Source organism: Pollutimonas bauzanensis (assembly GCF_900129885.1).
In the GTDB taxonomy this organism is placed as follows: Bacteria; Pseudomonadota; Gammaproteobacteria; order Burkholderiales; family Burkholderiaceae_B; genus Pollutimonas; species Pollutimonas bauzanensis.
This window is the reverse complement of sequence record NZ_FQXE01000016.1, coordinates 1-26,923: the sequence shown is the minus strand read 5'-3', so window position 1 is coordinate 26,923 and position 26,923 is coordinate 1. Positions and strand designations below refer to the sequence as shown.

General features: G+C 63.8%; 28 protein-coding genes and 3 pseudogenes. 26 read left to right on the top strand and 5 right to left on the bottom strand.

The annotated features are described in order from the left end of the window. Nucleotides 1-25 precede the first annotated feature (25 nt). Nucleotides 26-454 carry a DUF2946 family protein gene (locus BUB23_RS22010; protein WP_073108033.1) on the bottom strand — a complete coding sequence of 143 codons (429 nt, stop codon included), beginning with the start codon at nucleotides 452-454 and terminating at the stop codon, nucleotides 26-28. Nucleotides 455-703: 249 nt separating this feature from the next. Between BUB23_RS22010 and BUB23_RS22005 the strand changes: the two genes are divergently transcribed. Continuing rightward, nucleotides 704-1,417 carry an alpha/beta fold hydrolase gene (locus BUB23_RS22005; protein WP_073108030.1) on the top strand — a complete coding sequence of 238 codons (714 nt, stop codon included), beginning with the start codon at nucleotides 704-706 and terminating at the stop codon, nucleotides 1,415-1,417. Between the two features lie 235 nt (nucleotides 1,418-1,652). Here BUB23_RS22005 and BUB23_RS22000 read toward each other — a convergent pair whose 3' ends face one another. Next, nucleotides 1,653-1,856, bottom strand: a complete 204-nt coding sequence (locus BUB23_RS22000; protein WP_143161090.1) for a hypothetical protein — start codon at nucleotides 1,854-1,856, stop codon at nucleotides 1,653-1,655. Nucleotides 1,857-1,982: 126 nt separating this feature from the next. Continuing rightward, nucleotides 1,983-2,348, bottom strand: a complete 366-nt coding sequence (locus BUB23_RS21995; RefSeq protein WP_073108220.1) for a hypothetical protein — start codon at nucleotides 2,346-2,348, stop codon at nucleotides 1,983-1,985. 217 nt (nucleotides 2,349-2,565) lie between these two features. Here BUB23_RS21995 and BUB23_RS21990 point away from each other — a divergent pair, with 217 nt between their 5' ends. The 24 genes and pseudogenes from BUB23_RS21990 to BUB23_RS26865 all read left to right on the top strand — a co-directional run bounded on the left by BUB23_RS21990 (nucleotide 2,566) and on the right by BUB23_RS26865 (nucleotide 25,178). Beyond that, entirely contained in the window at nucleotides 2,566-2,781 is a 216-nt protein-coding gene (locus BUB23_RS21990; RefSeq protein WP_073108024.1) for a hypothetical protein, read from the top strand. Beyond that, entirely contained in the window at nucleotides 2,744-2,932 is a 189-nt protein-coding gene (locus BUB23_RS26870; RefSeq protein WP_143161089.1) for a hypothetical protein, read from the top strand. Before BUB23_RS21990 ends, BUB23_RS26870 begins: the two co-directional genes overlap by 38 nt. Nucleotides 2,933-3,155: 223 nt before the next feature. Next, nucleotides 3,156-4,832: a ShlB/FhaC/HecB family hemolysin secretion/activation protein gene (locus BUB23_RS21985; RefSeq protein ID WP_073108217.1), complete on the top strand. Its 1,677-nt coding sequence runs from the start codon at nucleotides 3,156-3,158 to the stop codon at nucleotides 4,830-4,832. 42 nt (nucleotides 4,833-4,874) lie between these two features. After that, nucleotides 4,875-6,791 (top strand): DUF2341 domain-containing protein, encoded by a 1,917-nt coding sequence (locus tag BUB23_RS21980; RefSeq protein WP_073108021.1) that lies wholly within the window; start codon nucleotides 4,875-4,877, stop codon nucleotides 6,789-6,791. Nucleotides 6,792-6,801: 10 nt separating this feature from the next. Further along, complete coding sequence (locus BUB23_RS21975) at nucleotides 6,802-7,221, top strand: ExbD/TolR family protein (RefSeq protein ID WP_073108018.1); 420 nt, start codon at nucleotides 6,802-6,804, stop codon at nucleotides 7,219-7,221. Nucleotides 7,222-7,245: 24 nt separating this feature from the next. Further along, nucleotides 7,246-8,046, top strand: coding sequence for an energy transducer TonB family protein (locus BUB23_RS21970; protein WP_143161088.1), 801 nt, complete (start codon nucleotides 7,246-7,248; stop codon nucleotides 8,044-8,046). A gap of 48 nt (nucleotides 8,047-8,094) precedes the next feature. Continuing rightward, a complete protein-coding gene (locus BUB23_RS21965; RefSeq protein WP_073108015.1) occupies nucleotides 8,095-9,807 on the top strand; it encodes a putative porin in 1,713 nt (570 codons plus the stop codon). Nucleotides 9,808-9,848: 41 nt separating this feature from the next. Then, nucleotides 9,849-10,337, top strand: a complete 489-nt coding sequence (locus BUB23_RS21960) for an energy transducer TonB (RefSeq protein ID WP_143161087.1) — start codon at nucleotides 9,849-9,851, stop codon at nucleotides 10,335-10,337. Between the two features lie 212 nt (nucleotides 10,338-10,549). After that, on the top strand, nucleotides 10,550-11,326 hold the full coding sequence (locus BUB23_RS21955; protein WP_245801350.1) for a DNA repair protein: 777 nt from the start codon (nucleotides 10,550-10,552) through the stop codon (nucleotides 11,324-11,326). Between the two features lie 81 nt (nucleotides 11,327-11,407). Next, nucleotides 11,408-11,974, top strand: a complete 567-nt coding sequence (locus tag BUB23_RS21950) for a YbjN domain-containing protein (protein ID WP_073108009.1) — start codon at nucleotides 11,408-11,410, stop codon at nucleotides 11,972-11,974. A gap of 14 nt (nucleotides 11,975-11,988) precedes the next feature. After that, nucleotides 11,989-13,056 carry a peptidylprolyl isomerase gene (locus BUB23_RS21945; protein WP_073108006.1) on the top strand — a complete coding sequence of 356 codons (1,068 nt, stop codon included), beginning with the start codon at nucleotides 11,989-11,991 and terminating at the stop codon, nucleotides 13,054-13,056. A 3-nt stretch (nucleotides 13,057-13,059) separates the two neighbouring features. Continuing rightward, nucleotides 13,060-13,467, top strand: coding sequence for an MbcA/ParS/Xre antitoxin family protein (locus BUB23_RS21940; RefSeq protein WP_073108003.1), 408 nt, complete (start codon nucleotides 13,060-13,062; stop codon nucleotides 13,465-13,467). Beyond that, a complete protein-coding gene (locus tag BUB23_RS21935; protein WP_178372378.1) occupies nucleotides 13,467-13,979 on the top strand; it encodes an RES family NAD+ phosphorylase in 513 nt (170 codons plus the stop codon). The genes BUB23_RS21940 and BUB23_RS21935 overlap by 1 nt, the downstream gene beginning before the upstream one ends. Before the next feature lie 154 nt (nucleotides 13,980-14,133). Further along, nucleotides 14,134-14,865 carry an STN domain-containing protein gene (locus BUB23_RS21930; protein WP_073107997.1) on the top strand — a complete coding sequence of 244 codons (732 nt, stop codon included), beginning with the start codon at nucleotides 14,134-14,136 and terminating at the stop codon, nucleotides 14,863-14,865. 31 nt (nucleotides 14,866-14,896) lie between these two features. After that, nucleotides 14,897-15,307: an RNA polymerase sigma factor gene (locus BUB23_RS21925; protein WP_178372377.1), complete on the top strand. Its 411-nt coding sequence runs from the start codon at nucleotides 14,897-14,899 to the stop codon at nucleotides 15,305-15,307. Continuing rightward, nucleotides 15,282-17,579 (top strand): annotated as a pseudogene (locus tag BUB23_RS27460) (two-partner secretion domain-containing protein); the annotation flags it as partial. The gene BUB23_RS21925 and the pseudogene BUB23_RS27460, both read left to right, overlap by 26 nt. Nucleotides 17,580-17,637: 58 nt before the next feature. After that, nucleotides 17,638-17,820: pseudogene (locus BUB23_RS27455) on the top strand (filamentous haemagglutinin family protein); the annotation flags it as partial. Between the two features lie 57 nt (nucleotides 17,821-17,877). Then, nucleotides 17,878-18,204 (top strand): hypothetical protein, encoded by a 327-nt coding sequence (locus tag BUB23_RS27450; protein ID WP_245801358.1) that lies wholly within the window; start codon nucleotides 17,878-17,880, stop codon nucleotides 18,202-18,204. Between the two features lie 183 nt (nucleotides 18,205-18,387). Next, a complete protein-coding gene (locus BUB23_RS21910; protein ID WP_073107985.1) occupies nucleotides 18,388-19,158 on the top strand; it encodes a S1 family peptidase in 771 nt (256 codons plus the stop codon). 60 nt (nucleotides 19,159-19,218) lie between these two features. Continuing rightward, entirely contained in the window at nucleotides 19,219-19,740 is a 522-nt protein-coding gene (locus tag BUB23_RS21905) for a YbaB/EbfC family DNA-binding protein (protein ID WP_245801349.1), read from the top strand. Between the two features lie 241 nt (nucleotides 19,741-19,981). Further along, nucleotides 19,982-21,001, top strand: a complete 1,020-nt coding sequence (locus BUB23_RS21900; RefSeq protein WP_178372376.1) for an Rpn family recombination-promoting nuclease/putative transposase — start codon at nucleotides 19,982-19,984, stop codon at nucleotides 20,999-21,001. 316 nt (nucleotides 21,002-21,317) lie between these two features. Beyond that, nucleotides 21,318-22,349, top strand: a complete 1,032-nt coding sequence (locus tag BUB23_RS21890; RefSeq protein ID WP_073107976.1) for an AAA family ATPase — start codon at nucleotides 21,318-21,320, stop codon at nucleotides 22,347-22,349. After that, nucleotides 22,327-24,825: a S8 family peptidase gene (locus tag BUB23_RS21885; RefSeq protein WP_073107973.1), complete on the top strand. Its 2,499-nt coding sequence runs from the start codon at nucleotides 22,327-22,329 to the stop codon at nucleotides 24,823-24,825. Before BUB23_RS21890 ends, BUB23_RS21885 begins: the two co-directional genes overlap by 23 nt. 176 nt (nucleotides 24,826-25,001) lie before the next feature. Beyond that, nucleotides 25,002-25,178, top strand: coding sequence for a filamentous haemagglutinin family protein (locus tag BUB23_RS26865; protein ID WP_178372375.1), 177 nt, complete (start codon nucleotides 25,002-25,004; stop codon nucleotides 25,176-25,178). Between the two features lie 153 nt (nucleotides 25,179-25,331). Here BUB23_RS26865 and BUB23_RS21880 read toward each other — a convergent pair whose 3' ends face one another. Beyond that, complete coding sequence (locus BUB23_RS21880; RefSeq protein ID WP_073107970.1) at nucleotides 25,332-26,189, bottom strand: NAD-dependent epimerase/dehydratase family protein; 858 nt, start codon at nucleotides 26,187-26,189, stop codon at nucleotides 25,332-25,334. A gap of 1 nt (nucleotide 26,190) precedes the next feature. Next, a complete protein-coding gene (locus tag BUB23_RS26860; protein WP_143161085.1) occupies nucleotides 26,191-26,436 on the bottom strand; it encodes a hypothetical protein in 246 nt (81 codons plus the stop codon). A 181-nt stretch (nucleotides 26,437-26,617) separates the two neighbouring features. Here BUB23_RS26860 and BUB23_RS27205 point away from each other — a divergent pair. After that, a pseudogene (locus BUB23_RS27205) lies at nucleotides 26,618-26,923 on the top strand (Fic family protein); the annotation flags it as partial.

Sequence of the window (26,923 nt, the reverse complement as noted above, 5' to 3'; positions counted from 1 at the left end):
TTCGGGGCCGGCGGCGTAGAGATAATCAACCGGGGTGTGAGGGAGGCGCGCGCGAACCCAGCGGCGGGCCATGCGCCGGCAGCGGCGGCAAGGCCCTGAAGAAAAGCGGTGGCGGCACATGCCGCAGGGCCGCGGCGAACACCACGATGGTCGCCGAAGGGGCGATCATGGCCTGCGCGGCGAGCAGGCCGAAGGGGCAGCTGTCGCCGCCAGCGAGATCCTTGCCGGTATTGTCGCCGGACGCATCGCCGGTTTTGTCGCGCAGGCCGGGCGGCAGGGCGGAGGCGCCGCTGGTGCAGAAGGTAAGGACCAGCCTGCCATGCTGCAGCGCATTGGCATCCGGCATGAAGCCGGCCGGCGCCAGCGCCCGGAAGACGAACGCCGCCAGCGCCAGCCAAAGCATCAGCCGCCTGGCTGTCGAGGATATGCGAGGATAAGGGCCCTGGGGAAACATGGATGCGATGCTATCACAGAGCGGGCGGCTATCGCGCCGCGGCGATTTGGATTAGCCTAGTGTCCTGTTTGCCTAATTCGAATACTGGCCTTCGGCGCCTGGGCTCGCCATACCGCGTCGCAAATCCTCGCTAGCCACTGCTATCGCTGCGGTTTGCGCCTTGTCTGACAAGCCCATGCATCCGAATTTGAGTGCACGAACTAACCAAACAGGGCACTAGGCTTTTTATATTTCGGCAAAGGGCGGACAATGAATTATGTGCTGGCGCATGGGTCCTGGCATGGCGGCTGGTGCTGGCGGCAGGTTGCGGAGCGGCTGAGGGCGGCCGGGCATCAGGTTTTCACGCCCAGCTTTACCGGCATGGGAGACCGGGCCCATTTGCTGCGCAAGGATATCACCATCGATGTCTTCATCGACGACCTGATGCAGGTCATCCTGGCCGAGGAACTCGACGATGTGGTCCTGGTGGGGCACAGTTTCGCGGGGGTCGCCATCAGCGGGGTGGCCGACCGCATTCCCGAGCGCCTCGCCCATCTGGTCTACTTCGATGCCGTCGTCCTGGAAAACGGGCAAAGCGCTTTCTCGAATTATCCGCGGGCCGACGCCGACGCGCGCATTGCGGCGGCGGCCCGCGCCACCGGCGGCCTGGCGGTTCCCGTGCCGGAACACATGCCGCCCGTCTGGGGCCTCGAGCCCGGCAGCGCCGGCCACGATTGGGTCCAGCGCCGGCTGACGCCGCAGCCTCTGGCCAGCTACACCACGCCGCTGGTGTTGAACAACCCCATAGGCAACCACCGGCCGCGCACCTATCTGCATTGCACGGCGCCGTCGCATCCCCTGCTGGAAGCATCGCGCAAACTGCTGCGGTCGCTGTCAGGCTGGAACTGGGTCGAAATCCAGGCTCCCCACGAGGCGCACGTGACTCATCCGCAGTTGCTGAGCGCAGTGTTGCTCGGGCTCTGAGCCGCGCCCTCCCGCCCTCTGCGTATGCGCCCGGCCGCGCTTGATGCCTGGATGAATGGCGAGCCGGTGGGGACGTGGCATGTGTTGCGGGGGGTGCACCGCTTCATCTATACCCCGCAATGGCTGGCGTCGGATCGCGCTCGGCCGCTCTCCTTGTCGCCATTGAATTTCCACAACGGGTGTGAGGCATGAAACCCTCCGGCAGGCCGCCGGCGCTTTGAGCGCGGCGGGCGTTTCAGGCTCCGGATATCCAGAATGCGTTGTGCCGCGTCCAATCGGCGAAGGGCTCGATCGCCGCGCAGGCCAGGACGGCAATCAGCAATATGGCGAAGATGACGATAAGCGCCCGCAGCACGGCGCCGACCTCATGGGCGATGTCGTGCTGGGGCAAGGGCGAGGCGGCTCGTCTTGCGGGAAGATCGGGGCGGATGCTGTTCATGGCGTACCTCCATGCCGTGGCGGCGGTGCTCATGACGCCATGGTGGCATAAGCAGGTTTCAGTTTTGCTGCCGGCTTTGTTCAAGATGGCGAGCCTTGCATGGAATCAGCCGCCGCGCGCGAACGGCTACTTCCCGCCCAGGAGCGGCGAGGCGCCTTGCGCCGCCGGCGGCCGCTGGGGGAAGGCCGATTTGCCGAACTGGTTGCCCATGCGGTTGGAGGTGGCGGACTGGTTGAACAGGCCCAGCCGGTTCGGGGCCTGCTTGGCGATGTCCTCCGACGCCAGGGCCGGGTTCCCCGGCGCGCGGTTTTCGGTTGGCGCCATTTGCCGGCTCAGGCAATCGTAGGACAAGGCGCGGTAGCCGCCGACTTCGACGTCCACGCAGGCGCCGGGCGAGGCGGCCGGTTTTGCGGAGGCCCCGGGCTCGGCCGCCAGGGCGGGCGCCGACAACAAGACGGCCGCGGCCAGCGTGATCAGGGTTGAAGTGCGCATGGCGCCTCCCGAATTCTTCAATGCCAGCCAGTATAAATGACGTGTGCTTTTTCCGTGTGACATGTCAATGAAGCAAAGCGGCCGTTTTTCGCCTCTTCTTGTCATGGCGACGTCACAGGGGGCCGCTACGATGGCGGCGCGGCCGGGCTGGCATGGCGATGAAGCATGAAGGTTTTATGACATTGGGCGGTCATTGCGCCCTGGCGCGAGTATCTTGATGCAAGCCGGCTTGGGCCACAACGATCCGGACTACCGTCGCTTTGCCGAGGCCTACCTGAACCCCGCCAATCTGGCGCAACCGGGCGAGTCCTTGCAGGGCGCCAAAGTCGCCAAGACCTATGAAAATGAACTGGCCACCTGGCTGGCCGAGCGCTTCGGTTTCGTCGTCGGCGGCGATGGCGGCCCAGGAAACCGTGCCGCGCGCCCGCAATGAAGCCCGCCAGAACCAGCCGTCCATCTTCAGCGTGCAGGTCCTGGGCTTCGGGGGCGAGCCGGTCGGCGGAGGAGGCGCCGGTCTCTCCGTCCAGGAGGCGCGCTACAAGCCCAACGGCGTCGTGCAGGTGACGGGAGCGGCGGACATGTGAGGTTGCATCCGGATACCTCATGAAGTTTTTGTGACATTCGGCGGTCTTTAACTGCCACATCCGTCTTACTAAGAGAAGCGCAATGCGGGCTGTCGGCCTGGCGTCGCGTGGCGGCGCGCCCGGCGCGCCGCGCCGTTATGTCGTAGCGGCCGTCCCTTCCCGCCGGCGCATGGGGGAAGGGACGGTTTTTTCAGTATTCCTATTGCGGACAGAGTCCATACACATGTTTGACGTAGACAAGAAGTGCAGAGCAGTAGCGGCTTGCGCGGCGCGTATCTCCCTGTTGTCCGCCGCGGGCGCGATGGCCTTGTGGGCCGGCGGCGCCGCGGCGCAGTCCGCCGGCGCGGCAAATGTCGCGGCGGCAGCGGAGCCTGGCGGCGCGGTAAATGTCATGGCGGCGGAGCCTGGCGGCGCCGTCAATGTCAATGAGTACATTGTGCGGGGCAACACGGTGCTGCAGGCGCGTGACATCGAGAAAGCGGTCTACCCCTTCCTGGGGCCGCAGCGCACGCTCAAGGACATCGAAGCCGCGCGCGACGCCCTGCAGGCGGTCTATCACGACCGTGGCTACCAGTCGGTGTTCGTGGATCTGCCCGAGCAGCAGGTGGCCGGCGGCATTGTTTTCCTGCAGGTGTCCGAGACCAAGGTCGGGCGCGTGCGGGTCGTGGGCGCCAGGCATTATTCGCCCCTGGCCATCCGCGCGGATGTGCCCGCGCTGAGCGAAGGCGCGGTGCCGGACTTCAACCAGGCCCAGGTGGAGCTCACCGAGCTGAATCGCGGCGCCAGCCGCCAGGTCGTGCCGCTGGTCAAAGAGGGCGCCTTGCCCGGCACCATGGATGTGGACCTGAAGGTCGAAGACAAAAGCCCCTGGCATGCCAGCGTCGGCCTGAACAACGACTACAGCGCCGACACGACCAAGCTGCGCAGCATGGCGACGATAGGCCACGACAATCTGTGGCAGCGCGGCGACGCGTTCTCGCTGACGTATTTCACGGCGCCCGAGGACCAGGACAACGCCAAGGTCTGGTCGGGCTCCTACACCCGGCGCCTGTCCGACCGCTGGAACCTGCAGTTCTCGGGCTTTCACTCGGACAGCAATGTGGCCACCATCGGCGGCACCAACGTCCTGGGCAAGGGCTATTCGCTGGGCATGTCCGCCGTCTACTCGATGGCGCCGTCGGGCAATTGGTATAACTCCCTGTCGGTCGGCATCGATTACAAAAAATTCGACGAGTCGCTGGTGTTCGGCGGCGATGCCGACGATGTGCCGCTCAAGTATGTGCCGCTTACGCTGTCCTACAGCGGCTATCGCTTTACCGAGACCGCGCAAAGCAGCTTCGGTCTGAGCGTGGTGGCGGCAAGCGATTCGTTTTTCGGCCTGAACAGCGACGCCGAGGAATTCGACTACAAGCGCTATCGCGCCAACCCGAGCTTCGCCCTGCTCAGGGGCGACGCCAGCCACACCCATAGCCTTTTTGGCGACTGGCAATTGGCCCTGCGCGGGGCGTTCCAGCTGGCTTCGGGCCCCCTCGTGTCCAACGAGCAGTTTTCCGCCGGCGGGGCGACCAGCATACGCGGCTACCTGGCCGCCGAGCGCACCGGCGACGACGGCGCGCTGGCGTCGCTGGAATGGCGCACGCCGTCGTTGGCGCGCTGGCTCGGCCCGCGGGTGAACGAATGGCGTTTTTACACCTTTGCCGAATACGCCACCCTGCGTTTGCAGGACCCTCTGCCGGAACAGGAATCGCGGTTCAACCTGGGCAGTGTCGGCTTCGGCACCCGCCTGCAAGTCGTGGACTGGCTCACCGCCAGCCTGGACTGGGGCTACCCCCTCAAAGACGGGCCCAACACCACCAAACACGATCCGCGCGTGAATTTCAATGTGCGCGCCAGTTTCTAACCTTTCATCCATCTTCTGGAAAGACCTCGGAGTATTTCGACCATGCAACGCTTATTGATATTGATGCTTGCCGTGCTGGCGGGCCTGCTGCCGGCGGCGGCCAACGCCTGGTGGCAGCCCGACTGGATTTATCGCAAACAGATCTCGATCGACACCACGACCGAAGGCGCTGCCATTGCCCAGAACGTGGGGCGCACGCCCATGCTGGTGCGCTTGCATACGGGCAATTTCGCGTTCGACGGCGTCAACGAAAACGGTTCGGACATCCGTTTCGTGGCCGGCGACGACAAGACGGTGCTCAATCACCAGATCGAGACCTTCGACCCGCTGATGGGCATGGCGCTGATCTGGGTGGACGTGAGCGATGTCGCGGCCAGCCAGCGCCAGGACATCTGGATGTACTACGGCAACAAGGCGGCGCCCGCCACGGGCAACGGCCAGCTGACCTTCGATCCCAATTACACCCTGGCCTACCACTTTGACGGCGCCGCCGGCGCGCCGCCGCGCGATACCACGGCCTACAGCAACCACGCGCAAACGCCGGTGGCCGGTTCCGTGGATGGCGTGATTGGCCGGGCCGCGCAGTTCGCCGGGGCCGCGCCGTTGATGCTGCCGGCCAGCCCGTCCCTGGCGCTGCCCGCCGCGGGCGCCTTTACCTTCAGCGCCTGGGTGCGCGCCGACCAGCCAGCGGGCGAGCAGCTGCTTTACGCGCGCCGCGATGCGGGCAATGCCTTGCTGATCGGTTTGAACCAGGGCGTGCCCTTCGTCGACGTCAACGGCCAGCGCAGCCAGCCGGGGCAGCCCGTATCGCCAGGAAGCTGGCAGCATGTGGCGGTGACCGCGGACGGCACGCAGATTGTGCTGTATGTGAATGGGCGCAGCGCGGCGACGCTGATGGCCAGCCTGCCGCCCTTGAGCACGGTGGCCGCCATCGGCGGCGATGTTCCGGGCTTCGTGGCGGCTGTCGCGGCGCCCGCCGTTGACGCGGCGGCGCCCAATGCCGGCGCCACCGCTGCACCCAATGCCGCCGCGGCGCCCGACACCGCGGCCCCGGCGGCCCCGGTATTCACGCCTTTCGTCGGCGCGATCGACGAACTGCGCATCTCGAAGATTGCCCGTCCCGCCGCCCTGATCCTGGCCGACGCCACGGCGCAAGGCTCGGAGTCGCGCCTGGTGGTCTACGGGGTGGACGAGAAGCAATCGGGCTTCGGCTTCGGCAGCCTGGGCTTCCTGCTCAACGCCATCCCGCTCGATGCCTGGGTGATCCTGGCAATACTGGCGCTCATGATGGTGCAGTCCTGGATCATCATGATCAGCAAAAGCCGCAATGTGTCGCGCGTCAGCGCCGCGAACGAGCGATTCCGCGCGGCCTTCTCCAAGGTGGGCCGGCGCCTGGAACTGCTGGCCGATGACGGCACGCTGGCGGCGCGCCTGAAGGATGCGGCGCTGTGGCGCCTGTATCAGGTGGCGATCAACGAAATCCGCACCCGCCGCGCCCAGGGCGCGGACGTGGACGCGATTTCGGCGGCGACCATCGAAGCCATACGCGCCTCGATGGATGCGGTGCGCACCAAGGAAAACCAGAAGCTCGGCGCCAGGCTCGGCAGCTTGTCCAACGCCATTGCGGGCGGGCCCTATATCGGCCTGCTGGGCACGGTGCTCGGGATCATGGTGGTGTTCCTGGGCACGGCCATGGCGGGCGATGTGAACATCAACGCGATCGCCCCCGGGATGGCGGCCGCCCTGATAGCGACGGCCGCCGGCCTGTTCGTGGCGATTCCGGCGCTGTTCGGCTACAACCGGCTCGTGTCGCGCAACAAGGAAGTCAGCGCCGACATGCGCGTGTTCGTGGACGAATTCGTGACCCGCCTGGCCGAGGTTCATGGGCAGAGCCATGCCGCCGAGGGCGGCCAGGGCAATACGGCTTCACCCGCGGGCAACCTGGCCGGCAAGGCCTAAGGAGACATATATGGCTTCCGTATCCTCTTCGATGGACGACGATGACGACGCGCCGGTCGACGGCATCAATATCACGCCGCTGGTCGATGTGCTGATGGTGGTGCTGGTCATGTTCATCCTCACCGCGACCGCGCAGGTCTCCGGCATACAGGTGAACCTGCCCAAGGCCAGTTCAACGGTATCGCTGTCGCAGCCCAAGACCAAGGCGATTTCGATCAACACCGCGGGGCAGATCTTCCTGGATGCCTATCCGGTGACGCTGCCCGAGCTGGAAGACCGCCTGCGCACCGAAAAGGCGCTGAATCCCGACTTTCCCGTGATTGTGCGTGGCGACGCCACCGTGCAATACCAGAAGGTCGTCGAAGTGCTGGATCTGATGCGCCGCCTGGAATTGTCCCAGGTGGGGCTGGTCACCGGCAAACCGAATTAACCCCCTTGATGTTGAAGAAACCCCATGTCGTCTAACACTCCACAACCACCAGAGGCTGAAAAGCCGCGCGCCGGGGACGGCCGGGCCGGGCAGCCCGGCGATGGCCAGGCGCCCGATATCTGGCTGGCGGAACCCGAATCCTCAAAAAAGCGTTCGCTGGCGCGGTCCGTCATATGGATGGTCGGGCTGGTGATTGTGGCCGTGCTGGGCTGGTTTGTCTACCAGTGGGCCAACGATATGGCCGGCGTCAAGCGCGACGCGCCCAAGCTGGCCACCATCATCCCGCTGCCGCCTCCGCCGCCGCCGCCGCCCGAGCCTGAAAAGCCGCCCGAGGAGCCCAAGGAAGAAGAAATCGCCGAGCCCGAGCCTGAGCCCGAGCCCGCCCCGGTGGAAGAGGCCCAGCCCAAGGACGAGGCGCCGCCTTCGCCCGCCGACGACTTGGCCAACCCGATGAAAATCGATGGGGATGCGCAGGCCGGATCGGATGCCTTCAATATCGGGGCGGGCGCCGGCGGCGGCATGGCCGGCGGCGGGGGCGGCCGCGCGGGCAATGCGACCTACAGCCAGTACCTGGCTTATATGTTCCAGCGCATTTTGCGCGAGGACGACCGCACGCGCAATCTGGTGTTTCGCCTGAATGCGGACGTGTGGCTGACCGCCGGCGGGCAGATCACGCAGGTCAAGCTCACCAAGTCCAGCGGCGATCCGCAGATCGACGAGCTGGTCATCGCGGCGGTGCGCGCGGTCGGCCAGCTCGACGAGCGTCCGCCCGCATCGCTGACGATGCCCGTGCGCGTGGCTTTTCAAGGCCGGCGTCCCAATTAACCGTAGACAGACTCTCGATACCCTTTGCTAGCAGGAGCAGTTTCAACAATGACTCATCAATCTATATTGACGTTCCGTCCCAGCCGGCTGAGCGCCGCGCTGGCGCTGGCCGCGGCGTTGGCCGCCGCGCCGGTCGCCGCGCAATCGTCGGCGCCAACGGATAACGCCACCATCAACCTGATACGCCTGCTGGTCGAGCAGGGCGTTCTGAAAAAAGACCAGGCCGATGCGCTGGTCAAGCAGGCCGTGGCCGAAGCCGCCCAGGTCCAGACGGCGGCCTCCGCCGGCGGCGCCTTGGCCCAGCCGGGCGATGTGCGGGTGCCGTATATTCCCGAGACCGTGCGCGACCAGATCCGCGACGAGGTCAGGACCGACGTCATGGCGCAGGCCAAGGCCGAGAACTGGGCGCAGCCCAACACCTTCCCGGACTGGGTATCACGCATCACGGTGGAGGGCGATGTGCGCGTGCGCGGCGAGTCGCGCGGGTTCAACAGCGGCAACAGCAATGAAGTCATCGATTTCGCCAAGCTGAACGCCAAGGGTCCTTATGACGTCAACACGAATACCAGCGACGATGGCTTCCCGCCCATCCTGAATACGCGCCAGGATCGCCGCAACCTGGCCCGCATCCGCGCGCGTCTTGGCGTGCGCGCCGATATCTCCGACAAGTGGACGGCGGGCATCCGCCTGGCCACGGGCAGCGACGACAGCCCCGTTTCCACCACGCAAACGCTGGGCGGCGGCATGGGCAAAAAAGATATCTGGCTCGATCAGGCCTATATCACCTATCGTCCCGCGAATTGGGCCACGCTGACCGGGGGGCGCATCGGCAACCCCTTTGATTCGACCGATCTGCTGTATTCGGGCGACCTGAATTTCGATGGCGCCGCCGCCATCTTCAAGCATCCGCTGCCGGGGCGCGATGTGACCGTGTTCGGCACGCTGGGCGCCTTTGCCACCGAATACGCCAACAGCCCATGGACATCGTCCGAGTATGCGGAAGGCAAGAGCGAGAACAAGTGGCTGCTGGGCGGCCAGTTGGGGGCCGAATGGAAGATCGACGCCAAAAACAGCCTGCGCGGCGCCGTGGCGTATTATCACTTTGACAATATCGCGGGCAAGCGTTCCAGTCCGTGCAGCCCATGGGCGGGCGACGAGGCCTGCGATACGGACTGGTCGCGTCCGGCCTTCATGCAAAAGGGCAATACGCTGTTCCTGCTGCGCGACATCATGCCTAACCCGGCCGACCCCGCCAAAACGGTGTTGCGGCAGTTCGTGGGCCTGGCCTCCGAGTTCAATCTCCTCGACTTGAATCTGCGCTGGGATGCGCGCGTCATGGACGGCATGGGCCTGCGCCTGAGCGGCAATTATGTGCGCAACCTCGCGTACAAGGAAAGCAAGATGTGGAGCCGCTCGGCGGGGCAAATTGTCACTAACCTGAACAATGACGACCAGATCGAGAGCGGCCCCAACGCCTGGATGCTGCATGCCGCGCTGGGCAATGGATTCGACCTGCGCGAGAAGGGCGACTGGCAGGTGTTCGCCGGCTACAAGTACATTCAGCCCGATGCCATGCCGGATGGCTACAACGATTCGACCTTCCATCTGGGCGGCACCAATGCCCGCGGCTACTACCTGGGCGGCAGCTACGCCTTCGACAAGAATGTGTACGGGGCGCTGCGCTGGAGCAGTTCCAAGGAGATCTATGGCGCCCCGATGTCGATCGACGTGGTGCAGCTCGAGGTCAATGCGCGCTTCTGATCATTTTGCGTGATTGTCATGCCCCCGCTCGCAGGACGCCAATGTCATCGAGGCGTCATGTGGCGGGGCTATCATTGGCGGCCCTGTTTTGCAGGCCGCTGGCCTGTATTGCGTTCTGCTTGTTCATCGCCATGGGCCAGGGCATGGCCCATGGCATACAGAATGAAGGCGCCGATTTGATCACGAATTTCGATATCCCCGCGCAAGGGCTGGAGAGCGCCCTGGCCCAATACGGCGCAGTGACCGGTTTGTCGGTGCTGGTGGCCAGCCGCGTTACGGCGGGCCTGCGCAGCATGGCGGTGCGCTATTCCAGCCCCACGGCGTTTACGCTGGTGCCGCCGGCGCCATCACGCAAACCGGCGCCGATGGCGGGCAAGCGCCGCTACCGGGCGGTCCTGCAGTTGTGGATAGGCGTCCAGGGCCGCATCGAACGGGTGCGCATCGTCGAGCCGTCGGGATCGGGCGAGCGCGATCGCGCGCTGTTGCGCCATTTGACCGATGTGATTCCAGGCCCAGTTTTCGCTGGATAGGCTGAGCGACGCCACCGCGCTCATACGCGATGCCTATGGCGCCGAGCTGACCGAGCTGCCGGGCGGCGTGGTGGTGTTGCGCAGCAGAAAGACCTGACCGGCCTGCATGAAGTTTTTGTGACATCAGGCGGTGCCGCCTTGTCTTATTCGTCTATAGGGTAATGGGCAGCGGCGGACCGTTGTCATGTTCATCGAAGAAAGGAAATGATATCGTGGTCACCTGCAACATAGTCAAAGCCAGATTGGCCCTGGTTTACAAGTATTCCGCGGGCTGGCTCGCGCGACGGGCCAGGCCGCAGCAGGCAAGGACATTCTCCCTGGCCCGGCTGGGCGCCATGGGCGTCACGCTCGCGCTGGCGGCGCCGGGCCTTGTCCAGGCGCAGAACCAGAGCATGGAAGAGCGCTTGCGCACGCAGTTGCGTAATACAACGCAGCAGCTGCAGTCGCTGCAAAGCCAGCAGGCGCAGGTCAACGCCGCGAAGGCGGCCGCCGAGGCGCAGCGCGATGCCGCGCAAAAAGAGATCGAACAATTGCGCGCGCAGTTGAACACCGCCAAGGGCCAGGCCGTGAAGCTGGCCGAGCAGCAGAATGCGGTGGAGCAGGGCGCCCGCGCCCAGGTGGCGGCCAGCATTGCCCAGCGGGACCAGTTCAAGGGCGCCTACGACGAATTGCTGGCCTTGGCCCGGACGACCGAAGCCGATCGGGCGACCTTGAAGAAAACCCTCGCGCAGCGCGACGCCGAAGTGACGATGTGCACGGCCAAGAACCGCGAACTTTATAACGCGGGCAAGGAAATCCTGGCCGCCTACGAAAGCTTCAGCACCGGCGACATGTTGAAGATCCGCCAACCCTTTGCCGGCGGCGCCCGCGTCAAGTTCGAAGAGCAGGCCCAGTTGTATGGCGACAAGCTGTACGGCGGGCAGTTCGATCCGCGCCAGGCCGCGCCGCCGCCCGCTACGGCGGCGGCGCCGGCCGACGCCAGGTCCTAGGCCGGCCCGGGCCTGGGCCGCGTTGCGGCAGGGCCTTGCGCCGCGCCCCGATACCCCTCCCTTTATTGCAGGAACCCTTTCATGACAAACACTGAATCAGCCAAAAACACAGAATCGGCGCAGAACACCGAATTGGTCCAATCGATCAGTATCGACCAGCTCACCGGCCTTTTGCAGAGCCTGGGTTATCGCGTGACGTCCTCCGAACAAAATGGCCAGACGCAATTGCTCAGCGCGACCCAGGGCATAGGGTTTGCGCTGAGGTTCGGCAACCCGGCCCCGCAGGCGGGGCGCTACCTGGATTACACCCTGAGCTGCGCCTTGCGCGTGCAGGGCGACCTGCCCGAGAATCTCGTGCCGCAGTGGAACATCACCAAGCGTTTTGCGCGCTTGGCCCGGCAGGGGGATTTCCTGGTGCTGGAAATGGATGTGATCGTGGCGGGGGGCGTAAGCGACGCCTATCTGCGCGCCAACACGGAGCTTTGGGATCATTTGCTGCAACAGTTCCTGCTGTTCCTGCGCACTGTTGCCGCGCAGCCCGGCGCGTCCGACGCTCCCGCAGCGCCGGCCGGCGTCCAGGACGCCGCCGACGCTCAAGTCGATGCGCCGCAAGAAAACCATGAAGACTCCGCGGCCCAGGCTGCGTAAGGGCGAGCAAACGTATGAAGTTCAGTCGAACTCAGCTGGCGGTCGCCGCTGGCGCCGGCGTAATCCTGGGCGCGGGATGGTTGATCGCTTCCTCAACCGGAAATGAAGGCGCATCGCTTCCCCGCGCCCAGGCCGCCGCCAGCGAAGCGCCGGTCAAGCCTATGGGAACAAATGGTTCGGGGGCGGGCGTTGCGGGCAAGACACTGGCCACGGCGGCTCCGTCTGTTGCGAATGCGGCCGCTACGGTGGATGCGGCCTCTTCGCCGGCGGTTGCCCGCCTGGGCGGCGTCGCGGTGACCAAGACCGAGATGGAGGATTTGCTGCGCGGCCTGCCCGAGGCGACCCGCCGGCAATTGCAGGATAACCGCCCGGCGCTGGATCAGTGGCTGCGCGCCCGCCTGGCCGAAGAAACGCTGCTGGCCCAGGCCACGGCGCAGGGCTGGCAGGAGCGCCCCGAGGTCAAGACTTTGGCTCAGGCCGCCGAGCGGCAGGTGGTGTTGCAGACCTATCTGGATTCGGTCGCCCAGGTGCCCGCCGGGTATCCGTCCGCCGAGGACTTGAAGGCGGCCTATGAAGCCAACAAGGCGCAGTTGACGGCGCCCGCGCAGTACCGGGTCAGCCAGGTGTTTCTGGCGGCGCCCTATCTGGACGCCGAAGCGGTGGCCAAGGCGCGCAAACAGGCGGCCGAACTCGTCAAGAAAGCGCGCGCCGACGGGGCGGACTTCGCCGCGCTGGTCAAGGCGCACTCCCAGGACGAGGCGACCGCCGCGCGCGGCGGCGATACCGGCTGGGCTCCGCTGACGCAGTTGCTGCCTGAAATGCGCGCAGCGGTGGCTGCGCTAAAGAAAGGCGCGGTGTCGGAGCCGGTGCAGTCGCCGGCGGGTTTCCATGTTCTTAAACTGGTCGATTACCGCGCGGCGGTCACGCCCGGCCTTGGCCAGGTCGAGGACCAACTGCGCGACGCATTGCGCCGCCAGCGTAAAGGCACGGTGGCCAAAGCCTATCTGGACGGCCTGGTGGACGCGGGAACACTGAGTATCGATGGCGCGACCCTGAGCGCCGCGTTCGACGCTGTGCGTTGAGCCATGGTCGGCGGACAATGGCAAGAGCTCCAGGGCCGCCTGGCGATGCGATTGCGCGCAACGCTGGGCGCGGGCTATCCGCCGGCGGGGCGCCGGCACGAATACGTGGCGCCGCGCATTCTGGCCGCCCTGCAGGATATACAGGCCGGCGGCAAACTGTCCTTGCCCATGGTCCCGAAGTGGCCCGCGGCGCAACTGAGCCGCAGCGACGTGGCGGCGCTGTACCGGCTGCTGCGGACGGTGTATCTCGCTGAACTGGTCTTTGCCGATGCGGAGCGCGCCCGATATTGGCTGTGCGCGCCGAAGGCGAGGCTGCAGGGGCGCGTGCCCTTGCAGATTGCCGCGCACGTCGAGCACGCGCATCAATTGGAGCAGTGGCTTATGGAGATCAACGAAGGATGTCACCGTTAATGCAGCTTTGGCGCCTGTGCAATGGCGCGGAATTCTGGAGCAACAGCGGCGCGGCGGGTCGATGGCATCCGGCCGGCCACGGGGTCATCGTGCTGGACGCGACCCCGGTCGCCGCCATCTGCGCCGCCCTGGAGTTCGCCGAGGTGCCGCATCCTGGCGCTTTGCCGGCCACCTATCGCCTGCATCAGGTTTGCATACCTACCAATGCCACCATGGCGGTCACTGCGCAGCGCCGATGGCGGCTGGATCTCAAGGCGACGCGGGCCATAGGCCAGGCATGGCTGGAGGCGGGAGAGTCGCCGGTGCTGTGCGTGCCCGCGCTCAGCGGCGGCCACCAGTATTTGTTGAATACCGCGCATCCCGATTGCCGGCATTGCCGGCTCGATGGGCGCTGGTCCTATCCCTTCGGCCCTGGCATGGCGGCCGTGGAGCACGTCCTGCAGCAGGGAAGCGAATGGCTGGCGGTGCTGCCGCAACTGCTGGAAGACACCGTCGCGCCATCGGGTGCATGATGCCCCGGCAACGGTGCAAGCGCCTTTGCAGCGTCACATTGCTGTCATGAGCACTGCGTACCATGCGGGGCTAGTATGGCAGCGCAAGCGCGCGTGCTTATAACCTGGCTTTCCCGCATATGGATACCCCTTTTATGCTTTCTGATGAGCGGCCATGCCGGCCCTTGGCTTACGTACGCTTGCGGGATTGATTGTGTTCCTGGGCGTAAGCGGGGCGGCGCATGCAACGGGGCTGCCATTGGCCGCGCAGCCGCGGGAATCGCATGCCGGTTTACCAAGCGCGCCGGTCCAGCCGCTTCGTTTCGACATGGCGCGCCAGCCCTTGCAGGCGGCGCTGGAGCAATTCCACAGGATCACCGGACAGTCCTTGTTGTATGACAGCGCCCTGGTAAAGGGGAAAATGGCCGATCCACTGCGGGGCAGGCTCACGCCGGAAGCAGCCTTGCGCAGTATGCTGTCGGGCACCGGCATCGAGGCGCGCTATACCTCCGACATGGCGTTTGTTCTGGTCAGGCCATCCAGCCTGGATGGCAAAGGCCGCGAGCGCCCGGCCGCGTCAAGCGCAAGCGTGTCCGGACGCAAGCGCGCTTATTTCAGTCACGTTCAGGGGAGGGTGGAGGCGGCTTTATGCGGCGACTCCGCGGCCAGGCCCGGGGCTTACGGGCTGGCCTTGAGTCTCTGGATCGGCGCAGATCGCCGTGTCGATCGCGTGGCCTTGCACTCGACCGGGAACGCCGGGCGCGACGAGCGCATACGGGAACGGCTCACCGGTTTGCCTCTGGCGTCCTTGCCTCCGGCGGATCTGCGGCAACCCATTACCCTGTTGATTCTGCCCCGTCCGAGCGCGTACAGTGGCGACTGCGCCGATGCGGACGGCGCGCCGTGAGCAAGCCCTTGTCCGAGTTGCGCCTTTTTTTGTGGAGCATTATGAGGTCCTCAAGTATCAATTGACGTATCGCTTGGGCTCGTCCGATATGGCCAGCGACGCGCTGCATGAAACCTACATCAAGCTGTCCGGGCCGGATGCCCGCCCGCCTGTGCGCAGCCCCAAATCCTTTTTGCTTCGCATGGCCACCAATCTGGCGATCGATCGCATACGCTCGGACAGCCGTTTATTGAGCAGCGGCGATATCGATGAATTGCTGATGCCGCAGCAGGTGGCGGATCCCTCCAATGCGCTTGACGCGCGCAAGGATCTGGAGGCGCTGGCCCATATCATGGATCAAATGCCCGCCCGCCGCCGTCAATTGCTGTTTGCCGCGCGCGTCGAGGGCGTGCCGCAGCGCGAGCTGGCTAGCCGGTATGGGATATCGCTGCGCCTGGTCTAGCGGGAAATACGATGCGCGCACGATTTCTGCGTGGAGCAGATGCGAAAACGGGATGCCGGCCATGAATCCTGAATTCCATGCCACGGATGGAAAAATCGAGGACGAGGCGCGCGCCTGGGTGCGTCGTCTGAGTTCCGGCCGGGCGACGAAGGCGGACGCCCGGCGGCTCGAACAATGGTGCGCGCGCAGCCCCTCGCATCAGACCGCCTTCGAACGCGCCCGTCAGGAATGGCAGGCTATCGGGCCGCTGGCCCAAACCTACCGCAGCCTGTACCGGGAATCCGCCCCGGTTGCGGTCAAGAGCCCTGGCCGGCGCTGGTTCATGGGGGCCGGGCTGACGGCCATGGGAGCCCTGACCGTGGTGGCGGCGGTGCGCCCGCCCTTGGGCCTTTGGCCGTCGTGGTCCGAGCTGGGGGCCGATTATCGCACCGGCACCGGTGAGCAGCGCCAAGTGGCCTTGTCCGAACATATCGACTTGACCCTCAACACGCAGACCAGCCTGGCGGTAGAGTCCCATGGCGCGGCGCAGGCGCAGGCGGCGGCCACGGGCCGGCTGCCCAATGGCATGCTGGCCAGCACCAATCCGGCGGCGCGGCAACAGCAGGCGGCGCGCGAGCAGCTGAACCGCTCGGTGGCCAATCTGGGTTCGGCCGCCGCGGCCATCGCCGCGCAGCAGGCCGTCCAGGCCGCGGCGCGCGCGGGGGCGCAAAACGACTCATCGGTGCCCGACGGGCTGGCCGAAGGCGGTCTTAAAATCGACACCTCAAGGCCATTCAATGAGGCCTGGCTCAACGCCAAGGCGCCGGTGCAGACCCAGGCCGATGGCCGCTGCAACGTGGCGATCCAGCAGACGGCCGACAAGGCCATCCTGAACTGGGAGACCTTCAACGTCGGGCGCAACACCACGGTGAACTTCGACCAGGCGACCTACGACGCCGGCGGCCATCGCACGGCGCAGACCGGCTGGGCGGTGCTCAATCGCGTGAACGACCCTGCCGCGCGCCCCAGCCAGATTCAGGGCCAGATCAAGGACGACGGCACGGTGATGATCGCCAACGCCAACGGCGTAGTCTTCAGCGGCACCAGCCAGGTCAACGTGCGCAACCTGGTGGCTGCGGCGGCGAACATCAGCGACCCGCAGTTCAAGGACCGCGGCCTGTACAACGGCGAGAGCGCGACCTTCACGGAGGCGGGCGGCAAGGTGACGGTTCAGGCCGGTGCGGTGATCGAGACCGCATCCCCGGCGAACTCGACCACGGGCGGGGGCTACGTGTTGCTGGCCGGCAAAGAGGTGCATAACGCCGGCACCTTGACAGCGGCCAAGGGCCAGGTGGCGCTGGCCGCCGGCGACAGCTTCGTCATCAAGAAGGGCCAGGGCACCGAGGGCAACCAGGCGTCCACCACCCGGGGCAATCAGGTCACGGCCAATAGCGCCGCGGGCAGCGATGCGGGCAAAGTACTCAACAGCGGCCTGATCCAGGCCGCCACCGGCGACATCACCCTGAGCGGCAATCAGGTCGAGCAGAATGGCGTGGCCCTGGCCAGCACCTCGGTGGACGTGCGCGGCACCGTGCACCTCGCCGCCAGCGGCGCCAACGGCAGCGTGACCCTGGGCGCAGGCGGCGCCACCGCCATCCTCCTGGAAGATACCGCCGCCACGGCGCTGGACAGCCAGCGCGACAGCCTGCTGGACCCGGCCAACCTGGCCGCCCCCGGTGCGCCGCTGGCCGGCCAGGCGGGCAAGGTGGCCAAGACCTACGAGGCCGAACTGGTCGATTGGCTGGCCGGGCGCTACGGCTTCAGCGGCGACGCCGAGCAGGCCCTGGCCTTCTATGCGGCGCTGCCGGACGAACAGCGCCGGGTGTTTGCCCGCGACGTGTACTTTGCCGAACTCAAGGCCGGTGGCCGCGAGTACAACGAAGCGGGCGGCGTGCGCGAAGGCAGTTACTTGCGCGGTCGTGCGGCCATTGCGGCGTTGTTCCCCGAGAAGGACGTGGCCGGCAATCCGATCACGTACAAGGGCGATATCACGATGTACGGCGCCGCCGGGGTGCACACCGATTTTGGCGGCAGCATCCAGATGCTGACCCCGGGCGGTGCGCAGATCTTCGGCGTCGAGGGCGAGGCGCCGCCGGGCAGCGCGGGCGTCATTACGCAGGGCATGGGCGACATTCAGCTGTATTCGCTGGGCAGCATCCTGCTGGGCCAGAGCCGCATCATGACCACCTTCGGCGGCGACATCCTGGCCTGGTCGGCCCAGGGCGACATCAACGCCGGGCGCGGGTCGAAGACCACGGTAGTCCACGGTAGTCTATACGCCGCCACGGCGGGTGTACGACAACTGGGGCAACGTCGGCCTGTCGCCGACGGTGCCCAGCAGCGGCGCGGGCATCGCCACGCTGAACCCGATTCGGGAAGTGCCGCCGGGCGATATCGACCTGCTGGCGCCGCTGGGAACCATCGATGCCGGCGAGGCGGGCATCCGTGTCTCGGGCAACATCAACATCGCGGCGCTGCATGTGGTGAACGCCGCCAACATCCAGGTGCAGGGCGACGCCACCGGCATTCCGGTGCTGGCTTCCGTCGATACCGGGGCGCTGGCCTCGGCCAGTTCGGCGGCCACGTCGGCCGCGGGCGCGGCGCAGGAGTCGCTGCAGCGCGCCCGGGCTGACGCCCGCCAGAACCAGCCCTCCATCTTCAGCGTACAGGTCCTGGGCTTCGGCAACGAGCCGGCAAGCGATGGGAGCAGCGCGGCGGCGGGTAATGGCTCGTCCGTCAAGGCGCAGGCCGCCGGCTACCGGCCCAATAGCGCGGTGCAGGTGGTGGGCGATGCTTCCATGGGCGAAGCCGCCCGCGGCCAGTTGACTCAGGCGGAACGCCAGACCTTGGGCTTGTAAGCGGGTTGACGCGGATGCCCGCAGGCTGTGTATGGACAGTCTGCGGGCCGGGTGGCTTTTGTCACGCTGCTTGTCACACTGCGGTAACCGACCGCCCATAACATGGTGGGTTTAATCATTGTGCTTGTACGCGGGCTTATGGACTGGCTGCCGCGTACGGGCTTTTTTTCGGTTCCGTATTGAGTGAACACGTCCGCGCTTGGCCTGTCCGCGCTTGTTGGATTGTCGCTTCTGCTGGCGATCGCGGGGCCTTGCCGGGCGGCGCCGGTAGCGGGCGCATCGATGGCCGGGAAGCCGCGTCATCAGGCCGGGCCATCGGCTCCGGATGTCCATGCCACGGGTATTTTCCTGAACGCCGCGGGCGATGTGCTGACCGCGCGCCATGCCGTTCGGGATTGCAGCGCCGTATATGTGGTCAAAGACGCCAGGGTTGTCGCGGCCCGCATCCGGGCGATCAGCCAAGACCACGATCTGGCGGTGTTAGGCACCGCGCTCAAACCCTATCTTAGCGCCACATTCCCGGCCACTGCCCAGGCCCAGAGCCAGGGCGTGTTTGCCGAGAGCTATGCCGTCGTGCAGCGCATGTCCAACCGGGCCAGCGTGGTATTCAACGGCCTGTCCGAGCCGGACAAGGGCGAACTGTCGCTGTTGTCGCCCGTGCAGCCCGGGGCCAGCGGCAGCCCGGTGCTTGGCGGCGGCCTCGTCCTGGGCGTGGTGGTCGAGCGGGTGGCCACCGGCCAGATATCGCCGGGCAGCACGACGCTCAGCCAGCTTGGCAGGAGCATGGACCTGCAAGGCGTCAGCCGTGTCAAGGCGGTTTCAACCGAGCATGTCAAGGATTTCTTGCGTAGTAACGCCATTGCTTTCACCGAAAGCGATGAGCCTCAGCTGGGCCGCATGCAGGCGCAGGCGCCGCGCGCCGCGACCTTGTCGGTGGGCGTGATTTGCGGCTGATGCAAGGCCGGCGCATGGCGCCGGATTTTTTCAAGCGTATTTTTTGAAGGGTACATGTTTATGTCGACACCGAAGAAACCCGCCATGGCCGCCGCTGGCGCGCAGTCGAAACCGGCCACGCTGCAACGCAGGTCCTGGCTGCATCGGGCGCGCAAGGCGGTTGCCGGCTTGCTGGGCGTCGGGCTGGTGACGGCGGCGTCGAGCGCCGCCGCGCAGGCCCCCGTCCCGCAACATTGGATCGCCTACGCGCAACTGGCCAGCGGCCAGCTTCAGGGCTGGCTGGGTGACGAGACCAACGAACCGGCTTTGCGTTTGCAGGAATGGGGGCAGAAACGCTTGAGCGGTTCCGGCGCCGCGGCGGCCGGGAATTCCATCGTCGTACGGCTATGGGTAGACGCCGGCGGCCGGGTGGAACGCGCCGAATTTACGTCTTTGGGCGACGACCAGGCCGATGCCGATCTGCGCCGCGTGTTGACCGCGCAAGCCATTTCCGAACCGCCGCCGAAAGACATGCTGCAACCCATGGTGCTGGGCTTGACGCTGGCGTTGCCGGCCGATACCCCGCCCGAAGCGCCAAAGTAAGCGCGGGCCGGCCGTCCATCTTTAGCGTGCAGATCCTGGGCGATGGCAAGCTCGCGCAGCAGCAGGCGAACCTTCTAACCAGCGGCGAGCGTAGTCGCCTAGGCTTGTGAACCGCGCCTTTTCTGCAATACGGCGCTTCGCGCGACGCGGGCTTGTCCATCCGGACAATTCCGCCTAATCGTCATTCCTGCCGGTTTATTCTAGAGTGCCTGCTGGCAAACCATTTTTTGGAACAGCAGGCGTGTCTTCCTCCAACCCTTCTTCACAGTCCGGGCCGCTTGCCGATGTGGCGAAGGCCGGTTCCGGGCCGTCGCCTGGTCACGCACAGGGGCGCGGTGCGTCGCAAGCGCCGCGCCGCTTATCGTTGTGCAACGACGTGGTTTTCAAGACCTTATTCAGCCTTCACCCGCATCTGCTATCCGACCTGATCAATGCCGTGCGCTACCCGGCCGCGCCGATCACGGTTCAGCGTATCCTGAATCCCCACATTCTGCCGCAAGACTTGGCAGGCAAGGACATCGTTCTGGACATCCTGGCCGAAGACGACAGTGGGCGGCGGATCGCCATAGAGATGCAGTTGCAGCGTTTTCGTCACTGGCCGCAGCGCAGCGTGTACGGTGTGGCCCGCAGCCTGGCCGGGCAATTGCAGCTTGGTCAGAATTATCGCGAGCTCAAGCCGGTTATCGGCATCAGTTTGCTGGCGCATACTCTTTTTACCGATCATCCTGCCAAGGCCGATTGGCACTTCACCTTGCGCGATACGCAGTTTCCGCAGATACAGTTGGGCCAGGCGCTGCAAATGCATATAATCGAACTACGCAAGGCCGAAACGCTGGGCAAGCTGCCCGCGCCGCTTCTGGCCTGGATTGCCTGCCTGTTGCACAACCTGGATGAGGCTGTCATGAATGAAATCACCCATGAACCCGTCAAAGAGGCGCTAGCGCATCTGGACACCCTGTATTCCGACGAAGAGCTGCGTCTGATGGCCGAGCGCCGTGAACAGGCGCTGGTCGATGCCGAAGACATGCTGGACCAGGCGCGTTACGAGGGGGAACAGAAGGGGCTGCAGAAGGGGTTGCAGAAGGGAATCCAGCAAGGCTTGGAGCAACAGCGCCAGGTCTTGTTGCGTATGCTGGAGCGCAAGTTCGGCCCCATGCCCCAACATTATCAAGTCCGGCTTTCGCAGGCCGGTGCCGAACAACTACAAACCTGGTCGCTGAATGTGCTGGATGCCCAGCGCATCGAGGATGTGTTCAACTAAATCAAGATCCAAGACTGCGTAGATTGCATATCACATCAACCGGTCAAATGGATCAACTTGCCGAAGCGAAGGTTGGCCACGGTAAACTGGCGGAGGAACTGCGCGATATGATTGATGCGGCGAAGGCCCGTGTCCTGCGGAGCGAGTCGGGAAATCTGGTTCCGCTCGCTGCAGGTACTTGAGGCCGCCTGGCGGCAACTCATGACGACCTTCAGTTTGTCCGCATGGATGGAGCGGGCGCGCAACGAGTATGATGTTGAGCAGGCTTGGGCCGTCAACGAAACCGCTGAAGCGAATACATTAAAGGGAGGACACCGTGGCTAGTGCAGAACAATTGAAGGCCTTAGTGAAATCCCACATTAGCCGGGATGACAGGCAATTCTATTCCGTAGCCATGCAAGTAGCTGCGCATGAAGCGAAGGTCGGTCATGGCAAACTGGCGGAAGAACTGCGCGATATGATCGATGCGGCGAAGGCTCGTGTCGTGCGGAGCGAGTCGGGTAAGCCGGTTCCACTCGCTCGACCACGTGGCGAACTCGCCAACCTGCTAAGCGTCACGTATCCGAAGAATAGGCTGGCGGATATGGTGCTCGACGCACAAGCTTCGCAGCAGTTGCATCGCATTTTGAAGGAACAACGCTTGTTCGCGCGCATTCGCGAGCATGGCCTGTCGCCGCGCCGTAAGCTGCTGCTCGTCGGCCCCCCCGGCACCGGCAAGACCATGACGGCATCGGTACTGGCCGGTGAGCTGGGGGTTCCTCTATTTCTGGTGCGATTGGATGCTCTCATTACCAAGTTCATGGGTGAGACCGCTGCAAAGCTACGCCAAGTCTTCGATGCAATTGCCGAGATACGCGGCGTCTATTTTTTTGACGAGTTCGATGCGATTGGATCGCAACGTGGACTCGCCAATGATGTGGGCGAAATCCGGCGGGTGCTCAATAGCTTCCTCCAGATGATCGAACACGACGATTCGAACAGTCTCATCATTGCCGCCACCAATCATCCCGAAATTTTGGATCATGCCTTGTTTCGCCGTTTCGACGACATGATCGAATATCACCTGCCGACAGCAACACAAGCTGGCGAGTTGATTCGTTCCCGCTTGGGAGGCTTTGTGCCTAAGCCATTCCCGCTTAAAACACTTGCCAAAAAAGCCGAAGGACTCAGCTACGCGGAGATCCGCCGCGCGGTGGACGATGCGATCAAGGAAGCGGTCATGCACGACGAAGAAAGGGCAACGCAAGAGCGTCTGAGCCTAGCATTGCAGGAACGCCGCCAGCTTAGCCAAAAACTGGCAAACAACAATAAGACCGCGTCTAATCATGCCGGATCAACCTCACGATAAACGTCCGCACCTCATACTGCACAACACGGCCAAGCCGCTCGCGTTTACCGCTCATACGCCCAACGGTGGTGCAGAAAAGATCGTGCCCGATTTACCTCGGCAGCAGCACGGTAAATCGCTCCAAAATCAACTCAATGCCTTGAAGCCAGCGGCGGCTGCGGCCGCCGCCGCGCAACAGCGGCAAGGATTGGAAAGTGGATTAGGGCTGCAGATCCAGTTTGTCAGTCAACCCGATGTTGAGTTGGCCTTTGAAAGCCTGGCTAACCGCACAAAGAGAATTGAACTGCTTAGCGTTCGCAAGGAAGGGGGAGATACATTCGCCAATGTATTCGTTCCAGATGGCCAACTGGCGCATTTTGAGAAATATGTAGTTGAGTACCTGGAAGAAAAGAAAAACAAGAACGGGGCCGCAATTGATCACCGTCCTTTGCTTAATACCATTGCGTCGATCCGTGCGGCTGAGTTGCGTGCCCTCTGGACAGACGATCCAGATTTGTTGCCTGAAGACCCCACTACACCGTTTTGGTGGGAGGTCTGGCTGCCAGTTAGAGGTCTAGGGCAGCGCGAGTCGGTTGTGGCGGATTTCAAGAAGGTCGCTGAATTGGCCGGTTGCGTAGTCAATTTCGCGCAAGCCAATTTTCCGGAACGTACCGTGCTGCTGATGTATGGTTCGGAGCAGCAGTTTTCCAGATCCGTAATGACGCTCAACTGCGTTGCGGAATTACGTAGAGCGAAGGATACCGCTGAGTTTTTTGACGGTATGGGCGTGGATGAGCAACGGCAATGGGTGGATGACATGACGGCCCGCGCCCAGTTCGTGGGAGCAGGGGACGATGTACCACGCATTTGTCTTTTGGACTCGGGAGTTAATCGCGGTCATCCTCTACTTGTGCCGCTACTGACTGAACTAGACCTGCACACAGTAGAGCCCGAGTGGGGTGTGGACGATCGTGCGAACCATGGCACAGGGCTCGCAGGTATAGCGGCCTACGGGGATTTGACCGATGCCCTCGCGGCCGAAGGACCTTTACATGTGGCGCATCGCCTGGAGTCGGTCAAGCTCACGCCGAACGACGGGGCCAACCAGGGAACGGCGAAACATCATGCGTATTTGTTTGCGGAGGCAGTGAGCCGTCCTGAGATTGCGGCGCCGCATCGTCACCGAGTTTTTACATCGGCCGTGACGGCCTCGGACTACCGCGATCGGGGCCGTCCTTCGTCCTGGTCATCCGCTGTGGATGGATTGGCAGCCGATGCCGATGGGGCTGGGTTGTTCCCCCGACTCTTCATTCTTTCGGCTGGAAATACGAACCAGCATGATGCTTGGATGGCCTATCCCGCTAGCCTGTCGACGAACCTTGTCCATGATCCGGGACAAGCATGGAACGCCATCACGGTGGGGGCATGCACCAACAAGACCAACACTGAAAACGCGGATGCCGAGGCGATTGCCGCAGACGGCGGACTAAGCCCTTACACTAGCACGTCGCGGACCTGGGATGGCGCTTGGCCATTGAAGCCGGATGTGGTGTTGGAAGGAGGTAATGTGAGCAGGGATGCGCAGGGCGCAGCCGGTATGCCAAGCCTGAATCTGCTCACTGCGCACCATCGTCCGAACGAACGTTTACTCACGACGACCAATGCAACGAGCGCTGCCTCCGCCTTATGCGCAAGGATGGCTGCACAGCTCATGGCTACCTATGCCGGACTTCGTCCTGAAACCATTCGTGGATTGATTGTCCATTCGGCTGAATGGAGCGACACGATGCGTGGAATGTATCTGCCTGCTGACCGAGCGTCGAACAAAACTGATTATGTGGATCTGATACGCCATTGTGGATGGGGTTCGCCCGATTTGGAGCGTGCGTTATGGAGCGCGGGCAATTCGCTGACATTGGTCGTGGAAGATATGGTCCATCCCTATGTCAAAGATAAGAAGAAGGGTGTGGTAAGTCGCGACATGAACCTGCACGCGCTGCCCTGGCCCAAAGAGCAATTGGAGGCGCTGCAGAACGCCAAGGTCCAGATGCGCGTTACTTTGTCGTATTTTATCGAACCCAACCCTTCTGCACGCGGGGTGGCCTCGAAGTTCCACTACCCATCGCATCGCTTGCGTTTTGACGTTCAGCGCCCCCTCGACGCGACGACTGATGATTTTGTGGCTCGTGTCAACGCTGCGGCGGAGCGAGAAGATGAGGGTGATCCCGTGAACCCGAAAGATCCAAACTGGTACTTAGGTGATCGACAACGCCACCGTGGTTCCCTGCATCAGGACATCTGGGAAGGGACGGCGGCTGAACTCGCTAGCCGGGGATACATTGCGGTTTATCCCTCTGCCGGCTGGTGGCGTACTCGTCCCGCCCTGGAGCGCTATGATCTGCCGGCGCGCTACAGCCTGATCGTTTCCATACGGACGGCACAAATGGAAGTTGATTTGTATAACGCGATTGCGCAGCAAATCGTCATTGAGGTCTGAATATGGAATCACATAATGATACCAACGATGTGTCGGTGCTGTCTGCGGGCGGCAACATCCTGTTCAGTAGCTGCGGGTTCCGGTACGTTGGAGATCAGTGCGGGTGGGGATATTCGGCTGGATGACCAGAACTATGGTCTGTACGCTGCCGCGCCGGGTCTATGATCAGTGGGGCAATGTTGGGGCTGTCTTCGGATGTGTCAACCACGGGCGCGGGGATCGCCACCCTGGCGCCGATCGCCGATGTGCCGCCGGGCAATATGGACCTGATCGCGCCCGAAGGCACGGTCGATGCGGGCGAAGCCGGCATCCGGGTATCGGGCCAAGCGAATACCGGATTGAAAAAGCGGTGACCTCCCGCATCCGATTCTTTGTGGCGCTGCGGGCCGCCATGCATTGCACTACCGGCATCCTCGAATTCCGAGTAGTGCGATATGCCGTTTCCAGCGCAGGGGCAATGTGTACGCATATTGGCTCACCGCTATAAGGAATCAGGAATCGTAGCCTCACTTGGCCGGCATGGCCAGGCAGGCTGCATATCCCTCCAACGCATTCGGCCACACAGGTGTCCAGCCGCTGGCTCGGAGCCGTGCGTTCGACAGGCGCTTGCCGCTGGGTGCCCGCAGCTGCCGGGCGGGCGAAGGGCCGCCCATCAGCCGTGCCAGTGCGTCGTACAGTTCCGCTGTTGGCAGGGGGTGATCATCCGTTCCTATGTAAAGCGGCTGGGGATCGGCCATGGTCAGCAGGTGCGCGCAAGCTCGCGCTGCATCATCGACGTGGATCCGATTCGCCCAATGGCCGGGTCCGTCAGGCGCCGTGATCCTGCCGGCATGCAAGCCGTTGATCAAGCGCAGCCGCCCGGGGCCGTATAAGCCCGACAGACGCAGCGCGACCCCGATGCCCGGCGGCAGAACGGCATGCAGCGCAGCCTCGGCATGCAGTAGCGACATAGTGCGAAAATCCGTATCCTCGACCGGAGTTTCTTCGTCCACCCAATCGTCGGAAGGCCCCCAGACGGCGGAAGAGCCCACCAATACGCAGCGCTGTAGCCGATGCAGGCAATGGGATGACAGGCTGCTCAACAGCCTTAACAGCCCAAATGAGTAGATCTCGGCGTAGTGTGCCATTGTCCTGCCACCTGGCGATGGGGCATACAGAATATGACTGATCTCGGAGAACTCGTCATCGCCCAGAAAAAACAGGCTCTCCCGGCTCCGTAGATCGGCCTGGTACCAGAAAATTGTGTCCTCCCAGACTGACCTCATCCAACGGCGGCGCAGTCCAATGCAGTCCCAATGGTCCGGATCCAGCATTTCCGCCGTCCGCTCGCACAGGTCTCCGCCTACCAGCAAAAGAGTATTCATGTCAGTCCCGCAAAATTTTGTCCAGTGCCGTGGCGCCTAAAAAATTCAGCGGCCGGTACTGTGCGATTGCGATGTAGCCCATCCCGTTCTGCAGGGCAGCTTGGCCGAAAACCGTAGGAAACAGGACGTGCACTGAGCCTGTATCTTGTTGATGTGGAACAGGTTGGTACATCCCGAACGGGCAGCCTGCCATTGGGTTTTGGCCTTGTCCTTGATCAAGGTGGGGTTTTTCTGTGTCTTGGCGCATTATAGATCCGACAAATCTGGCTGGAATCGTACGGTTTTAAGACAAACCAACGCGCAGTGCCCGTTGAATTAACCGCGGACCGCAAGGTCCGGCCAGTGCGGGGCTGCTACTGAAGCTGTACCAGGGGGTCTACACCAGCAACCTGGCCAGCCCCCCGGAAATGGTTGTGTTGCGCCATTGGTTGACCATCGTCAGCCACCTGCTGCCTGGTGGCGTCCTCAGCTATCGGAGCGGATATGATGCGAAGCCTGTCGAGGGACGTCTCTATGTAACACGCGGAAATCGACCACGAACGCTTGAGCTGCCCGGACTCACCATCAAGGTTATCCCGGGACCCAGCGCGGTCGATGGCGACATGCCCTACAAGAATCTTTTCCTGGCCAGCCAATCCCGCTGGTTATTGGAGAACATGGCGACTGGCCGTGGTGTAAGTGAGAGAGTGATTCCCCAGGAGACGCTCGAGGTCGAGCTCGACAAACTTCTTTCG

What these genes read in the sequence shown, in the direction of transcription:
- BUB23_RS22005 (WP_073108030.1), top strand. Translation starts at nt 704, where the DNA reads ATGAATTATGTGCTGGCGCATGGGTCCTGGCATGGCGGCTGGTGCTGG.
- BUB23_RS21950 (WP_073108009.1), top strand. Translation starts at nt 11,408, where the DNA reads ATGACAAACACTGAATCAGCCAAAAACACAGAATCGGCGCAGAACACC.
- BUB23_RS21940 (WP_073108003.1), top strand. Translation starts at nt 13,060, where the DNA reads ATGGTCGGCGGACAATGGCAAGAGCTCCAGGGCCGCCTGGCGATGCGA.
- BUB23_RS21905 (WP_245801349.1), top strand. Translation starts at nt 19,219, where the DNA reads ATGTCGACACCGAAGAAACCCGCCATGGCCGCCGCTGGCGCGCAGTCG.
- BUB23_RS21985 (WP_073108217.1), top strand. Translation starts at nt 3,156, where the DNA reads ATGTTTGACGTAGACAAGAAGTGCAGAGCAGTAGCGGCTTGCGCGGCG.
- BUB23_RS21935 (WP_178372378.1), top strand. Translation starts at nt 13,467, where the DNA reads ATGCAGCTTTGGCGCCTGTGCAATGGCGCGGAATTCTGGAGCAACAGC.
- BUB23_RS26860 (WP_143161085.1), bottom strand. Translation starts at nt 26,436, where the DNA reads ATGCGCCAAGACACAGAAAAACCCCACCTTGATCAAGGACAAGGCCAA.
- BUB23_RS21980 (WP_073108021.1), top strand. Translation starts at nt 4,875, where the DNA reads ATGCAACGCTTATTGATATTGATGCTTGCCGTGCTGGCGGGCCTGCTG.
- BUB23_RS21930 (WP_073107997.1), top strand. Translation starts at nt 14,134, where the DNA reads ATGCCGGCCCTTGGCTTACGTACGCTTGCGGGATTGATTGTGTTCCTG.
- BUB23_RS21885 (WP_073107973.1), top strand. Translation starts at nt 22,327, where the DNA reads ATGCCGGATCAACCTCACGATAAACGTCCGCACCTCATACTGCACAAC.
- BUB23_RS26865 (WP_178372375.1), top strand. Translation starts at nt 25,002, where the DNA reads ATGTTGGGGCTGTCTTCGGATGTGTCAACCACGGGCGCGGGGATCGCC.
- BUB23_RS22010 (WP_073108033.1), bottom strand. Translation starts at nt 454, where the DNA reads ATGTTTCCCCAGGGCCCTTATCCTCGCATATCCTCGACAGCCAGGCGG.
- BUB23_RS21960 (WP_143161087.1), top strand. Translation starts at nt 9,849, where the DNA reads ATGTCATCGAGGCGTCATGTGGCGGGGCTATCATTGGCGGCCCTGTTT.
- BUB23_RS21970 (WP_143161088.1), top strand. Translation starts at nt 7,246, where the DNA reads ATGTCGTCTAACACTCCACAACCACCAGAGGCTGAAAAGCCGCGCGCC.
- BUB23_RS21880 (WP_073107970.1), bottom strand. Translation starts at nt 26,189, where the DNA reads ATGAATACTCTTTTGCTGGTAGGCGGAGACCTGTGCGAGCGGACGGCG.
- BUB23_RS21975 (WP_073108018.1), top strand. Translation starts at nt 6,802, where the DNA reads ATGGCTTCCGTATCCTCTTCGATGGACGACGATGACGACGCGCCGGTC.
- BUB23_RS26870 (WP_143161089.1), top strand. Translation starts at nt 2,744, where the DNA reads ATGGCGGCCCAGGAAACCGTGCCGCGCGCCCGCAATGAAGCCCGCCAG.
- BUB23_RS21945 (WP_073108006.1), top strand. Translation starts at nt 11,989, where the DNA reads ATGAAGTTCAGTCGAACTCAGCTGGCGGTCGCCGCTGGCGCCGGCGTA.
- BUB23_RS21965 (WP_073108015.1), top strand. Translation starts at nt 8,095, where the DNA reads ATGACTCATCAATCTATATTGACGTTCCGTCCCAGCCGGCTGAGCGCC.
- BUB23_RS21995 (WP_073108220.1), bottom strand. Translation starts at nt 2,348, where the DNA reads ATGCGCACTTCAACCCTGATCACGCTGGCCGCGGCCGTCTTGTTGTCG.
- BUB23_RS22000 (WP_143161090.1), bottom strand. Translation starts at nt 1,856, where the DNA reads ATGAACAGCATCCGCCCCGATCTTCCCGCAAGACGAGCCGCCTCGCCC.
- BUB23_RS21990 (WP_073108024.1), top strand. Translation starts at nt 2,566, where the DNA reads ATGCAAGCCGGCTTGGGCCACAACGATCCGGACTACCGTCGCTTTGCC.